We start from the raw sequence: 14,249 nt of genomic DNA on the forward strand, positions 1-14,249 counted from the left end.
TTTCTCTAAAAAGAGCCTCGAAAGCCAAGGTACCCCAAGCCATTTAGGACCGCCCAGCTCGAACGTTGAACGCTGAACGTTGAACGTTTCCTTAGCCGTTAGACTTTCAGCGCCGCCCGCGCCTCGTCCATGGTCTGTCGGGCGACTACCTCGGCCTTGCGGCTACCCTCGGCGAGCACCTCGTCCACAAGACCCGGCTTCGCGGCAAGCTCCACGCGCTTCTCGCGGAACGGCGCCAGGGTGTCGACCATGGCCTGCGCGAGGATCTTCTTGCAGTCCACACAGCCAAGCTGGGCACTGCGGCAACCCTCGACAATCTCGGCGCGCTTGTCGGCATCGACGTAGAGAGAGTGCAGCGTAAAGGCGACGCAGCGGTCCGGCTCGCCGGGGTCGCGCTTGAAGGGACGCAGGGTGTCGGTCACCATGGACATGACCTTCTTCCTGGTCTCTTCGGCGTCGTCGGAGAGGAAGATCGCGTTGCCGTAGCTCTTGCTCATCTTGCGGCCGTCGATCCCGAGCACTTTCGGGGTCTCGGTGAGAAGCGCCGCAGGCTCCGGGAAGACCTCGCCGTAGAGGTAGTTGAAGCGACGCGCGATCTCGCGGGTGATCTCGAGATGCGGAATCTGGTCCTGACCGACGGGAACACGGGCGGCCTTGTAGACGATGATGTCGGACGCCATCAGCACCGGGTAGCCGAGGAAGCCGAAGGTAGAGAGGTCCTTAGTGGTCAGGTTCTCCTGCATCTCCTTGTAGGTCGGGTTGCGCTCAAGCCAGGAGACCGGCGTGATCATGGAGAGGATCAGGTTCAGTTCCGCGTGCTGCGGCACCTTGCTCTGCTTGAAGATCACGCTCTGCTCGGGATCGATCCCGAAAGCAAGCCAGTCGAGCACCATCTCGGTGATGCTGTCCTGGATACCGTCCGTGCTGGCGTACTCCGTGGTCAAGGAATGCCAGTCAGCGGCAAAGAAGAAGCACTCGAAGTTGCGCTGCAATTCCATCCAGTTGGACAGAACCCCGTGGTAGTGCCCGAGGTGCAGCTTTCCAGTCGGTCTCATGCCGCTCACGATACGGTTGTTGCTCATAAAAACGGACTCCTTTTTGGTTTCTATATCCAGCCTACCCTCTCATCATGAGCCGGGTGACGCCGAAGACGAGGTTCGAGTAAGGACCTGCCAGAAGGTGCACGCCGAAGCTGAGGGCGGGAGATATGACGTAGCTGAAGGCATTGGTGAAGAACACCAGTGCGATGATGATGATCATGCCGAACGGCTCCACCCGGGCGAGCGCGTTGGAGGGACCGTACGGCAGCAGGCCGACCGCCACCCTTCCGCCGTCCAGCGGCGGCACCGGGATAAGGTTGAAGATGCCGAGCAGCAGGTTGATGTACACCGAGAAGGCGAGCATCAGGGTGACCGGGTCCACGACGGCAGCGATCATGCTCCCCGCGGGCACCTCCTGGGTAGCCGCGATCAGGCCGCGCATCAGAAAGGCCGAGAGGGTCGCCAGGCAGAAGTTGGTGATGGGCCCCGCGGCGGCAACCCAGATCATGTCGCGCTTGGGATGGCGCAGGTTGTTGAAGTTTACCGGCATCGGTTTGGCCCATCCGATCCCGATGACGAAGATCATGATGGTGCCGAGGATATCCAGGTGCTTGATCGGGTTGAGCGTCAGGCGCCCCAGGGATCTCGCGGTGCTGTCGCCAAACTTGTCGGCGATGAAGCCGTGGGACACCTCATGGCAGGTGATTGCCATGAGACCCGGGACCAGCATGATGGACAACTTTATGAAGAACTGGTCCATGACGTCCTTTAAACCGTGTTAGCTACAAGCCCTATGTCTCTAGCAGATCGGTGTCGGAAAGTCAACGATAGCAGGCGATTGGGAGGGGTACCTTCCATTCCGGCCTTTACTCCCATTTGCGAAGAGTCCCGGCGAAGTATGCGTGCGTCAGTCTCGAAGCAGTGAGCGTTGCATCACGTTCCCCCCTTTGCGAAGTTCTTCAGGAAATACCGGGGAAGCATGTCTGCGTTAGTCTCGAAGCAGTGAGCATGGCATCACGTTCCCCCCTTTGCGAAGGGGGGACAGGGGGGATTTGCCTTGTCAGGCCCTAAACCTCTGTCACCATCTCGTGCCTCGCCTCGTGCCCCCACAGTTGCAGGATGAGTCCGCCGAAGAGGAGCACGGCCCCACCGAATCCCTGCAGCGCAGTAATCCGTTCCCCGAGCAAAACTGCGGAGAGGAGCACGGTGATGAGCGGCTCGAGCATGCTGATTATCGAGGCGTTGGTCGCTCCGACCAGGCGCAGCCCAGCGAAGAACCCCATCACGCCGAAAAGGGTCGGGAAGACGGCGATGCCGAGGATGGAAAGCCATCCCTGCGGGGTAAGTTCCAGGATGATTTCGCCTTTGGCGGCGCCGTAGCACAAAAAGGCGAGCCCGGCGGCGGTGCAGACCCAGAGCGAAGTGACCATGGGGTCAATGTCCTTGAGGATCCGGTTGCCGATGATGATGTAGCAGCTGTAGATCACCGCCGCCCCCAAAGCCGAAAGCACACCGGAGAGCTGCGCCCCCTCGAACGACGCCCCCAGCAGCAGGACGAGACCTATCGAGCAGACCACCAGCGCAATCCCCTTGGTACTGTTGAAACGCTCCTCACCAACGATCAGGGCGAGCACGGTGACGAGCGCCGGGTAGGTGTAAAGAAGCATCCCGGTGAGCGAAGCAGGCAGGTAGTGGATCGCGTTCGCGTAAAGCCCTGACATGCCGCCGTAGCCTACGGCTCCCATAAGGATGAGCTGAAAAGCAACCTTTTTGTCCAGTCGGCAGTCGATGCCGCGGGCGCGTACTATGCCGAAGAGGAAAAGCCCGGCGAACAGGAATCGCCCGGCCAGAGCGGTACTGATGTTGGCGCCGCCGGTGAAGGCGCTTTTTATGAGGATGCCGAGCGTTGCGAATCCCGCCGCCGAAGCGACGATGAACCACGCCCCCTTGTGCCTGTCGGTCATTGAATATAGATCCTTATTCCTGAATTCCTCCTCCCCCTGGAGGGGGGAGGCCGGGAGGGGGGAAGGCGTCAGCCTGCAACAAGCAGCATCCCCCTCCCTAACCCTACCCCTGCGGGGGAGGGAACTTTTGGCTGCAGGCTGCCGTCCTCCTGCGTGAATCAATCCAGCTGTATCGTCTGATCCGTAATCTCGGTGAAGCTCACGTCGTGGCTCACCAGGAAGAGCTGGTCGTACCAGTGTTCAGTGACCTCCTCCTGCCCGACGTCGATGGCCCGGAACGCCTTCGCCAAGTTCTCACGCCTTTCCGCATCAAGGTTCGAGGTGGGTTCGTCGAAAAAGGCGATGCGCGCGCCGATGGTCTGCAAAAGGGCCAAGCGCAAGGCGACCACCGCGCTCATCATCTGCCCCCCCGAGAGCTGGTCGTCGGTACGCTCCCTCATGGCACCATCCACCATATCCTTCAGTACGATCTGGTAGTTGTCGCCCCAGAGAAGCTCCTCGTCGGACTCGCAGATGCTGCGATAGATCCGGTCGGCGCGGAAGCTGATCTCTTCCCGGAAGCGCTCGGAAAGCTGGGCCGAAACGTTCTTGAACACCTGGTTGCGCAGGAACTTAACGAGGTCGGCCTGCTCCTTGAGCTTCGCGATGTCGGCCAACTTCTGCTCGATCTCTGCGGCGACAGCACGTAATAGCGCAGTTTCTCCCTCGAGGCGGGTGACGTCGTTGGCGATGGAGCCGATCTCGGAGCTGAGTCGCGTGGCCGTCATCACGAGCTGTTCGCGCTCGTTTTTCGCCGTCTCATGCTGCTCCGGACGGTAGCCGGCCACGAGCTTCCCGAGTTCTGCCTGCTTCGCGGCGAGGTCGGAAGCTATCTCCTTCAGGCGCCCCTGGTATTTCTCTAGCGTTTCCTGGCGCTTTACCAACTCTTCCGCGGACTTCTGGTTCGCTATGTATCGATCGCGCTCCGGCTGGAAGCGCACCAGCTCATCCTCAGCTTCCTTTACGCCGCGCTCCACGTCCGCGAAAACGGCAAGCTCCGTCTTTCTGGCGCTGACCTCCGTTTGCAGCGCGGACAGTCGGGCGTTGTGCCCGGCGATGGATTGCTCGCGCTGCGCCGCCTGTTTTCGTGCACCGTCGAGAGTGCGCTCCCTTTTCTCCAGCGCCTCGCAGCCAACGGAGAGGGCGGTGAGTTTGCGGTCGTATTCCTGCACCGGCTCTCCGGCCAGCTTGACGCGATCTTCCAGGGCCGCTTCCAACCCGGCAACGATGCGCTGCCAGTCGTCAGTCGTACTGGATAGCACGTCGCGACGCAACTGCGGAGCCGCAGCAAGGTCGAGATCCACAAGCGGCAACTCAGTGGAGCAAACATCACCGAGTCCGGCGGTTGCAAGCCATTCTTCAAGCGGTGCTCGAAGTGCGTGGACTGCGATCTGGGCGTAGTTACGACCGAATTCCTCCTCCTGCTTCGCTCGTTCCCGCTCGGCCTTGGTCAGTTCCAGATGCACCTGCTTCATGGCGACAAGTTCGCGCTCGGCCTGCTGGGCGGCACCGACCTGGGTCGCCAGTTCGGCCGCCTCGCGGTCGAGCCCCGCGATCTGCTCGTCGAGAGCGGCGATACGGGCGTCAAAGAGTCCGGCCGGGTCGGCGCCGTTCAGGTTCTGACACGGCTCCAGGAAGAAGGGGCACTCTCCCGCACCGATCTTCTCGCGTCCTTCGACGAGCGAAAGCTTGCGCCCGGCGAGCTCGGAGCGCTGCGCCTGCAGCTCCTCCAACCGCGTCCTTCGTTCGGCAAGCTTTTCCGCTTCGGCCTTCAGCGCTTCGCTCCCGGCCAGCAGCTTTTGCCGCTCCTCGATCTGCCTGTCGATCTCCTCGATCCGGCTTAGGGCGACGTTCAGGTACGGCAGCGTGGTCTCCACGTTGTGCACGGGGAGTTCGCGGAAGAGCACCCTGCTCCGCTCCGCGTCGGCCAGACCTCGTGCCGCAACTGCAGCGAGCTTCTTCTGCTCCACCAGGGCAGCCGCAAGGGATTCCTTCTCGGCCGTGAGGTTCTTCAGCTCCTCGTCCATCGAGGCGCGGGCAAGCTCGAGTTCACGGCTCTCCCCCGCCAGCATCGCCTGAACGGTCCCCTGTTCCTTCTCGAGATCGGTGAGCTTTCTTTCCAACTGGTGCTTCTTTTGTTCCTGCTCGCGCAGCTCCTTCAGCCTCCCCTCGGCGGCATCGTACCCTTGCTTCCCGGCAGCGGACGCCGCGACGAGCGCGGCAGCATGTTTAGACTGTTCCACCAGGAGTTGCTGGTTCGATACGTAGTTCTTGCCGGATTCGGCGCGCTCCTCGAGCCCCTGCACCTCCTGCTGGACTGACTGGATCAATTCCTTTTTCGACTCAAGCGCGTTGAGGAGAGTCGTGGCCCGCTCAAGTTCCGCATTCTTAAGTGCAAGTTCGGCCTTCTTCGCCTCACCCTGCGTCCGCAACGCGGCCAGTTCCTCTTCTTTGGCCGGTAACACGGCGACCTGCTCGGACCTGCTGTCCACCTCGGCCTGCAGCACATCAAGCTTTGCCTTAATGGTGCTGGTCAAAACCTTGGTCTTATCCTGCGTTTTGCGCCAGGCGTCGATGCCCAGGATCTCGTCGAAAGCGTCCTGACGCTTGGCCGGCTGCTTGATGACGAACGGCCCGAGGAAGTCGTTCTGAAAGGGGCCGATCACCAACTTGAACTGTTCCGAGAGCGGACGCCCCGCGGAGAGGCCGAGCAGCTTCGCGATGCGCGCCTCAGTCTCCTCCATGTTGGCGTGCTCCTCGACTTCGAACTCTCCGCCGACATCTTTTGCGAGCAACCACTTCCCGGCACTTCCGACGGTACGCGTCACCCGGTACAGCTCCCCGGGCGCCGTCTCGAAAACGACGCCGATCTCGCCACGCTTGGCGCCGATGGTGAGGAAGCGTTCCGCATTGGAGACGAAGTCCTTCGCGTCCACTCCGAATAGTGCGTAGCCGATCGCCTCGAAGATGGTGCTCTTGCCGGAGCCGTTGGCACCAGAGAGGACGTTGATCCCCGGGGAAAAGGATAGTTCCTTGTCACGGTGCGACTTGATGTTCTTGAGATGGACCGAGACTATGCGCACGGCTCACCTCCAGAAGAGAGAAGGCTCAGGAGTTCCTCGCCTTCCACGTCCCCCTTCAGCACCAGGTCGCGCAGCGCGAGGCTCAGGCGCGTCAGCTCTTCAACGCGCCCCTGATACTGGCTGTTGGCGCCGATTAGCTCACCAAGCACGTCCCGCTCGATCTCGGCGAGGCTCTTCTTTACCTTCTCCTCCCCTCCCCCTCCGGCAACCAGGGAAAGGTGGTTCTTTATCTCCAGGTGGAGCGGCTCGCTGATCTCGCACAGGGACGCGCGCAGACGGTCGCGGCTCAGCTCGAACGGGTGGAAGCCGACCTTTCCGGCCAGCCGCACCTCGATGAGCGGAGACCTCTCGTCGGCGCATCCGGTGAGTTTCCCGGCCATTTCCCCTTTGAAACGCTCCAGGGCGTCCGTGGCGTTGGCGGCTCCGTCCAGGTTCGCGGTGACGACCAGCATCGGGCGCGGCGAGGTGCGACGGAACTCGTGCTGCACCTTGCCGTCCGGCTCCAGCGCAACCAGGTAATACCCCTTGTCGTAACGCTCCTCGCCGAAGTTCACGCAGTCCGGCGAACCGGGGTTGAAGGCGTACGGGCGCCCCTGCGCATCGTTCACGATGTAAGGCTTGTGCCCGTGCCCAAGCGCCACGTAATCGAAGCACTCCGAAAGCGGCATCGCCTCCTCCGGCTTTATGTTCCCGATCTCCACCGGGGAAAAGGTCCAGACGCCGACGTGGAAGAGCAGTATGTTCCGCTTCGTGGCAACCGCGTCGCAAATGCGGGAGATGTGGTTTCCTGCCTGTGAGCCTATGTAGCCCAGGCCGTAGATATTGATACCACCCACCTCGATGTGCCCGCCCCCCCCCTCCTCGGGGTCAAAGGGATCGAAAAGATAGCCGCCGTCGGCGGTGCGCGAAGGGCGCAAGAGCCTTATGTAGCCGAGCTGCGAGAGCGCTTCCATCCACGAGACGCTGTCACGGCGATGGATCCAGTCGTGGTTTCCCTCGACGGCGATGCAGGGGATGCCGGCATCCTTCAGGGGCTGCAGTATTTCGATGGTCTTAGCGAAGGTCTTGGGGAGGATCTGGCCGGTGTGGAACAGGTCGCCGCCGATCAGGACGAAATCGACCCGCTCACGGATCGCGTCGGCCACGATCTCGGCGAAGGTCGCGAAGAAGTCCTGGTAGCGCTGGGCATCGCAACCGGAGCCGCGATAGGTCTTGCCGAGGTGGATGTCGGAGGTGTGGATGAAGCGAACGGTCATGCGGGCTCCGGCGAAAAGGAATTGCACAGGTATACCGCCGCCCGCGGGGACAAGTCAAGCTCTCTAACCTGGCAACTTCTGCCGCAGTTCGCGGTTTCCCCGCCAAGGTTCATCCCTGAGCTCTTCCAAGCGGGCCGGGAGGCACCCCAGGTGCCACGAGGCGTCGCAGGTGCCCTCGCGCCCCCCCTTTGCGAAGGGGGGACGGGGGGGATTTTGCTTTTGTCCTACAGTTGATTTCCTCAAGGGAGAGCCCGAAGTGGCTGTTCTGCAAGTTTCATTATGTGATGCACTGTGCGCGAGGGCTGCGTCAGCAGGAGCTGGTATTGTCCAAGGCAAATCCCCCCTGCCCCCCCTTTGCGAAGGGGGGAACGTTGGGCCCCATGTTGCACTTCGTGGGCAGTTACTCTTCGCCCCCCCCAGAAACTCCCTGAAGAACCTATTTCTCCCTGAAGAACCTATTTACTTCGCGAAAATCTCGTTGAAGAAGAGCTTCATCGCCTCCCATGAGCGCCGGTCCGCCTTCTCGTTGTAGGCGGCACCTTTGCTGTTGTCGTTGCCGGACTTGGGATTGCTGAAGCTGTGCACGGCGTTGCCGTAGTAGTTCATCTGCCAGTCGACCTTGGCGTCACGCATCTCCTTCTGGAACGCCGTCACCTCGTCGGGCTTCACGTAGGGGTCGTCCGCCCCGTGCAGCACCAACACTTCACCTTTTATGTTGCTGGCATCTGCCGGGTTCGGTGTACTGAGTCCGCCATGAAAGCTGACCGTCCCTAACAGGTCCGCCCCACCGCGCGCAAGCTCAAGGGCCGCAGTGCCGCCGAAGCAATAGCCGATCACGGCCAGACGCTTGCGATCGACCTGGGGGAAACTTGCTAGTTTCTCAAGGCCCGCCGCTCCTCTGGCCCGGATCAGGCTCCGGTCGTTGCCGCGGTATTTACCCGCCTCCTTGGCGGCAGCGTCGGGAGTGACCGGACGTACCCCCTTGCCGTAGATGTCTGCGGCAAAGGCCACGTAGCCAAGCTTCGCGAGTTGCTCGGCCCGCATCTTTTCGTATGAACTTACACCCATCCATTCGTGGATCACCAGTACTCCCGGACGCTTTTCCTTGATGGAATCGTCATAGGCCAGGTACCCCTCAAGCACGGTATCCCCCTGGCGGTATTCAACGATCTTGCCTACCACTCCGGCAGCTGCGTTTTGCGCTACCAGTGTCATCATCAATGCGAACAGATATTTTTTCATGGTCTCCTCCAACCGTCCATTGCCATGCAACGTACGACTTTCATTGATGTTCGAGACATCTGTACCTTCACTGACTACCTGCATGAGTCATGTCGTATTGTACCAAAAACAGTTTCCTTCAGACCATAATCCCCGACCTCACGTCCTGACACACCACTGGCCGTTGACAGTCCCATACCTTTCAGTACCATTTACCAGTCGAACATCATAACAGGAGCCTGCCATGAGACAACAAAACCTCTGCAGTTTAACGGTTCGCATCATATCAGCTGCCGCGCTTCTATGGCTCGCGGGGTGCGCAACCTGGACGAACTGGACCGCACCGAAGACAGCAACGCTGCAAAACGTTCAGGATGACCTGACGTACGCGCAGATGAAGGCCAGGGACACCCGCCAGGCGCTCGAGGAGTTGCTTTTCGCGGACCAGGCCGATCTTCCCACTGCGTATAAATCCTTCACGGCGAAGCTAAACCTGATGGAAGGCGCGGGGAACCGGCTGACACAAAACGCGGACGGTCTCATCTACCGCGGGAACTCCTATCTCGTGGAGGCCGAGGCGTCGGCCGGGCAGTGCCGTTATCCCAGGCTCTCAAGAAGCGCACAAATGCCCACGCTCATCCTGGGCGACGCCTTCGAGCCGATAGCGGAGCAGAGCGCGCATGTGCAGCGTGCGTACCGGGCGTTCGCATCGGATCTTACCGCCGTTAAGATGCATCTCTCAAGGCACCTAACCGAGCAGGGGGTGCGGGACATGGCTATGTTCATTCGAAAGGGTGAAACGGACGGAGAAAGCCTCTCGTACTCGCTGGACCAGGCGATGACCGCCGTAACAAAGGCGAAGGCGGCATATGAGATGACGGCGCAAGAACGGGAGGCAGCACGGCTGCAGGGACAGCCTGCACCGCAGGGGAAACAGTAGCTGGATCAGCGAGGGGCTTTGTCCGCGTTGAGCGGCAATTGGCAGTGCAGGCATTTACGCAGATACAAAAGCATCATGCCGTGCATGTGAAAGTAGTTTTTGCAACGGGGGCAGCGGGCCGTGGCGGAATATGCCATGGCCCAGAGCAGCAGGACGAACCAGAGGAAGAAGACCGGCATGGAGCCGCTGAAGGAGTGGGTGATCTTTTGGGTGGCCCACATAGCGGGAAGATAAACGATGAGTACGCCCCAAAGGCACATGCGGCGCTTGCGCACCGCGGCGAGCCCGGAAGCTATTTGAACGGCATCTACCACTTCTGCAGCATCAGCCCGATCAGCGGCCGGTTGGCTTTCGTGATGCTCCAAGCGCACCTCCCTTCACCTTTTACTGCTGCACCCCTTCACGGTACTTCATAGTAAGCCCCTTCAGAAAATTCCGGAGCATCTGATCGCCGCACGGCTTGTAGTTCTCATGTGTCTTGGCGCGAAACACCGCGCTCAGCTCGGGCTTGGAAACGGGGAACTTGGCAAGTTTGAAGATCGCGAGCATCTCGTCCTCCTTGAGGGCTAGGGCGATGCGGATCTTCTTCAGGGTGTCGTTATTGGTGAGTTGTGCCGGGAGCGGCGCCGCAGCCTCCCCTTCCCGCTTGCCGCGTTTCAACGCGATCAGCCCATCCAGAAAAGCCTCGAGCACCTCGTCGCTGCACTCGCGAAAGCCTTCCTCCTCTTCCTTCTTTACCAAGCTGGTGATGTCCGCCTGCCCCATCTTCATATCCGAAAGCCGGAAAGCCTCGATCACGTTCTGAGTGTTGAGGTTCAGCGCATAGCGCAGTCTGCGAAAAACATCGTTGTTGGTCATCGGTTGCTCCTATGTATTAAACGGAGGCGGGAAGCCCGGCTACTACATAGCATTTACCGTTGCACTCTGCAAGATTTTGATGGTTGGGGTGGCGGCGGTTCAGGCTTACGTTGCTACAGTAAATTCAAACTCCAAAAGATTTGGCCTCCGGCCGCGGGAGCAAATTCAAAACGCAGAAGGTTGAACCTCCGGCCGCGCGAGTAAATTCAAAACGCTGAAGGTTGAACCTCCAGCCGTGCGAGTAAATTCAAAACGCAGAAGGTTGAACCTCCAGCCGCGCGAGTAAATTCAAAACGCCGAAGGTTGAACCTCCAGCCGCGCGAGTAAATTCAAAACGCTGAAGGTTGAACCTCCAGCCGCGCGAGTAAATTCAAAACGCTGAAGGTTGAACCTCCAGCCGCGCGAGTAAATTCAAAACGCTGAAGGTTGAACCTCCAGCCGCGCGAGTAAATTCAAAACGCTGAAGCTTGAACCTCCAGCCGCACGAGTAAATTCAAAACGCCGAAGGTTGAACCTCCAGCCGCACGAGTAAATTCAAAACGCCGAAGGTTGAACATCCAGCCGCGCGAGTAAATTCAAAACGCCGAAGGTTGAACATCCAGCCGCGCGAGTAAATTCAAAACGCCGAAGGTTGCACCTCCAGCCGCGCGAGTAAATTCCCAGCGCCGAAGGTTGAACCTTCGGCCGGGAAAAAATTCATGCGGCTGCCATGCCTGCATCATCCTCCACCTCAGGCAATCCAAGAATGGCGTCGATCTCTGCGGAATCCAAAGTTTCCTTCGCGAACAGTTCCCTGGACAATCGCTCAAGGACGTCCATGTTCTCCCTCAAGAGGGCCATCACATCGGAGTAGCAGCCGGTGACGATGGAACGGATCTCGTTGTCGATCTCGAGGGCGGTGACGTCGCTGAAACCTTTCTTTGCACCCGGCTCTGCGCTTTCGTTATGCCCGAAGGCCACCGGACCGAAGGCCCGCGACATCCCCCACTCGCTGACCATCTTGCGCGCGGTGTCGGTCGCCCTGGCCAGGTCGTTCCCCGCGCCGGTGGTGGTCGTGCTGTAGATCAACTCCTCCGCGGCGCGTCCGCCCATAAGCACCTTCAGATGGGCCACCAGCATCTCTTTGGTGTAGCAGTAGATGTCGTCCTCGGGGATCTGAACCGTCACCCCCATGGCGCGACCCCGCGGGATGATGGTTACCTTGTGCACCGGATCGCAGCCGGGGGTGAGCTTCGCAACCAGCACGTGCCCGGCCTCGTGGTACGCCGTGGAAAGCTTCGACTTGTCCGACAGAACCATCGACTTTTTCTCGGCCCCCATTAGGACTTTGTCCTTGGCGAGATCGAAATCGATCATCTCGACACGCTCCTTGTTGGAGCGCGCAGCCATGATGGCTGCCTCGTTCACTACGTTGGCGAGGTCCGCGCCCGAAAAGCCGGGGGTTCCCCGTGCGATCACCATCAGGTCGACATCGTCATGCAGCGGGACGTTCTTCGCGTGCACCTTCAGGATCGCCTCGCGTCCCCTGATGTCCGGGGACCCTACGGTCACCTGACGGTCAAAGCGGCCGGAGCGCAGCAGTGCGGCGTCGAGGATTTCCGGTCGGTTCGTCGCAGCCAGTACGACTATGCCGGAGTTCACCTCGAAGCCGTCCATCTCCACGAGGAGCTGGTTCAGGGTCTGGTCGCGCTCGTCACTTGCCCCACCACCTACCGCCGCATCACGCTTGCGGCCGACGGCGTCGATCTCGTCAATGAAGACGATGCAGGGCGCCGCCTTTTTGGCTTGGGCAAAGAGATCCCTCACGCGCGAAGCCCCCACGCCGACGTACATCTCGACGAACTCAGAGCCGGAAATGGAGAAGAAGGGAACGTCGGCCTCGCCTGCAACGGCGCGGGCGATGAGAGTCTTACCGGTGCCCGGAGGGCCGACCAGCAGGACGCCGGTAGGCATCTTGCCGCCCAGCAGGGAGAACTTCTTAGGATCCTTGAGGAATTCAACCGTGTCGAGGAGTTCGACCTTGGCCTCCTCGGCACCCGCCACGTCGGAAAAGCGCGTTGCAGACTCGGCGTAGTCGATCATCCTGGCGCGGCTTCTCCCCATGCCGGTAAAGCGTCTCAGTACGACGATTAGGAATACAGCGATAGCGACGAAGAAGCCGATTTCGAACCATTTCGGTCCGCCAGAGGCCGGGGTTGACGTAAGATCTACCTTCTTCGCGATGAGCAGGTCGGGCAAGTTGGCTCCTGCCGGAACAAAGAGCCGGTACTTCTCACCGCTTTTAGCATCGGCGGTAATCTCTTCGCCCGCGATGCTGGCTCTTGCAATGCTGCCTGCGTTCACCTTCTGCATGAAGGCGGTGTAACTGATCTGTTTGCTTCTGTCACCGTGTGTCTGCCAGGCATAGATGCCGTAGCCGGCTAAGGTTAGAAGGCCAAGCGACAACATCACCAATATGAGCTTCTTGTTTCTCGTGCTTCCCATATTTCTCCTGTTGGCACTGAACTAGTTAAGCATGCGAATGGTATTCAGTGCTGTATTACAACTTCAGTCTGAAATAGTTTAGCGTTGGTACGATAATGTTTCTCGATAAGCATGCGCTAAACAAACTTTTTACGTCGCAAAACGTGCGAATATGTATTTCTACCGTAGTCGTAACTTTTTTGTACACTCAAATATTTTTCATTTACTTCGATGCATCTAGCATTTGCTGCCTGATTAAAGCAAATCCCTCCTGTCCCCCCTTCGCAAAGGGGGGAACGCTAGGGCTCGTGTTGCGGTGAGTGGGCTAAGACATCTTGCGGCCGCTGTACTCCATGTTCCGCGGCAAGCCGGATCGATGTTCGTAAGGGAGGAGACTGGCACAAAAAAAGAGGCATCCCCCGTAAGGGATGCCTCTTTGGCTGAAACCGTTATTATCCGGAAAACTACTTGCGCAGCAGCTTCACAATGGCGGAGAAATCCTCCTCGCCCCTGCCGTCATTGACCGCCTGCTCGTAGATCCCCGCGACGGTCTTCGCTGCCGGAAGGTCGAGCTCGAGTTTGTCGGCCACCTCGAGCACGCGCAGCATCTGGGAGTGCACGTACTTGAGGGCGAGGTTGCGGCTGAAATCGCCGCGCGCGATGGAGCGCCCCTTGGAGTGGAACAGCGGCGAGGCAACCCCGCCGGAGTCGAGCACCTCGAGGATCTTGTCCGGCTTGAAGCCCATCTTCTCGCCGAAGACGAGTCCTTCAGAGAGCGACTGCATCATCTCGGCCTGCAGCAGGTTAACGATCAGCTTCATCCGGGTGGCGTCACCGATCTTCCCGATGTGAATGATGTTAAGCCCGAAGTAAGAGAACGGCTCGCGGCAGCGCCCGAGGAGCGCCTCGTCTCCACCGGCCAGGATGGTGAGCAGACCGTTGGCGGCGTGCTCCTTGCTCCCCCAAACCGGCGCCTCGAGGAACATGACGCGGCGTTTCTTGGCCTCCTCGGCCATCCGCTCTATGGTCTCAAGGCAGTGGGTGCCCATGTCGACGAGGATCGTGCCGGGATCGATGCCGTCCAGCACCCCGTTCTCGCCAAAGACCAGGAACTTGCTCTCAGGAACGATGACGATGACCAGGTCCTGCCCCTTGGCGGTGGCAGCAGGGGAATCACCGACTTTCACCCCGAGTTTCGACAGTTCGGCCATGGCATTGGCGTCCTGGTCAAACACCGTTAACTGGTAGTCCGACTTGGCAAGGTTGGCTGCCATGTGAACACCGACGGTGCCCAGTCCCACAAAACCTATCTTCTTAAGCATAATCCCCCCAGAGTGGCTGGTGCGCTACACCAGCTGGATAGCATTTCGGTTCAGCGGCAAAAT

The 14,249-nt window shown here is 59.8% G+C and carries 11 protein-coding genes; 1 reads left to right on the forward strand and 10 read right to left on the reverse strand.

What is annotated here, in order from left to right:
- Positions 1 to 98 precede the first annotated feature (98 nt).
- From trpS to E8K79_RS03985, 6 genes are all read right to left on the reverse strand, one after another.
- Positions 99 to 1,082 carry a tryptophan--tRNA ligase gene (gene trpS / locus E8K79_RS03960; protein ID WP_136513569.1) on the reverse strand — a complete coding sequence of 328 codons (984 nt, stop codon included), beginning with the start codon at positions 1,080 to 1,082 and terminating at the stop codon, positions 99 to 101.
- A 34-nt stretch (positions 1,083 to 1,116) separates the two neighbouring features.
- A complete protein-coding gene (locus E8K79_RS03965; protein ID WP_136513570.1) occupies positions 1,117 to 1,800 on the reverse strand; it encodes a site-2 protease family protein in 684 nt (227 codons plus the stop codon).
- Between the two features lie 307 nt (positions 1,801 to 2,107).
- The gene (locus E8K79_RS03970; protein ID WP_136513571.1) at positions 2,108 to 3,004 is read right to left on the reverse strand and encodes a DMT family transporter; all 897 of its coding nucleotides are present in this window, start codon (positions 3,002 to 3,004) and stop codon (positions 2,108 to 2,110) included.
- A gap of 158 nt (positions 3,005 to 3,162) precedes the next feature.
- A complete protein-coding gene (locus E8K79_RS03975) occupies positions 3,163 to 6,126 on the reverse strand; it encodes an AAA family ATPase (protein ID WP_136513572.1) in 2,964 nt (987 codons plus the stop codon).
- Positions 6,117 to 7,382, reverse strand: coding sequence for a metallophosphoesterase family protein (locus E8K79_RS03980; RefSeq protein ID WP_136513573.1), 1,266 nt, complete (start codon positions 7,380 to 7,382; stop codon positions 6,117 to 6,119). Before E8K79_RS03980 ends, E8K79_RS03975 begins: the two co-directional genes overlap by 10 nt.
- 459 nt (positions 7,383 to 7,841) lie before the next feature.
- Entirely contained in the window at positions 7,842 to 8,624 is a 783-nt protein-coding gene (locus E8K79_RS03985; RefSeq protein WP_136513574.1) for a dienelactone hydrolase family protein, read from the reverse strand.
- Positions 8,625 to 8,847: 223 nt separating this feature from the next.
- Between E8K79_RS03985 and E8K79_RS03990 the strand changes: the two genes are divergently transcribed.
- Positions 8,848 to 9,543 (forward strand): hypothetical protein, encoded by a 696-nt coding sequence (locus E8K79_RS03990; protein WP_136513575.1) that lies wholly within the window; start codon positions 8,848 to 8,850, stop codon positions 9,541 to 9,543.
- A gap of 5 nt (positions 9,544 to 9,548) precedes the next feature.
- Here the strand turns inward: E8K79_RS03990 and E8K79_RS03995 are convergent, their stop codons facing one another.
- The 4 genes from E8K79_RS03995 to E8K79_RS04010 form a co-directional block, all read right to left on the reverse strand.
- A complete protein-coding gene (locus E8K79_RS03995) occupies positions 9,549 to 9,908 on the reverse strand; it encodes a hypothetical protein (RefSeq protein WP_136513576.1) in 360 nt (119 codons plus the stop codon).
- 19 nt (positions 9,909 to 9,927) lie between these two features.
- Positions 9,928 to 10,401 (reverse strand): YehS family protein, encoded by a 474-nt coding sequence (locus E8K79_RS04000; RefSeq protein ID WP_136513577.1) that lies wholly within the window; start codon positions 10,399 to 10,401, stop codon positions 9,928 to 9,930.
- A 696-nt stretch (positions 10,402 to 11,097) separates the two neighbouring features.
- Positions 11,098 to 12,885 carry an ATP-dependent zinc metalloprotease FtsH gene (ftsH, locus tag E8K79_RS04005; RefSeq protein ID WP_136513578.1) on the reverse strand — a complete coding sequence of 596 codons (1,788 nt, stop codon included), beginning with the start codon at positions 12,883 to 12,885 and terminating at the stop codon, positions 11,098 to 11,100.
- Positions 12,886 to 13,328: 443 nt separating this feature from the next.
- On the reverse strand, positions 13,329 to 14,186 hold the full coding sequence (locus tag E8K79_RS04010; protein ID WP_135869655.1) for an NAD(P)-dependent oxidoreductase: 858 nt from the start codon (positions 14,184 to 14,186) through the stop codon (positions 13,329 to 13,331).
- Positions 14,187 to 14,249 lie beyond the last annotated feature (63 nt).

Origin of the sequence: Geomonas edaphica, assembly GCF_004917075.1 — a bacterium.
Taxonomy (GTDB): domain Bacteria; phylum Desulfobacterota; class Desulfuromonadia; order Geobacterales; family Geobacteraceae; genus Geomonas; species Geomonas edaphica.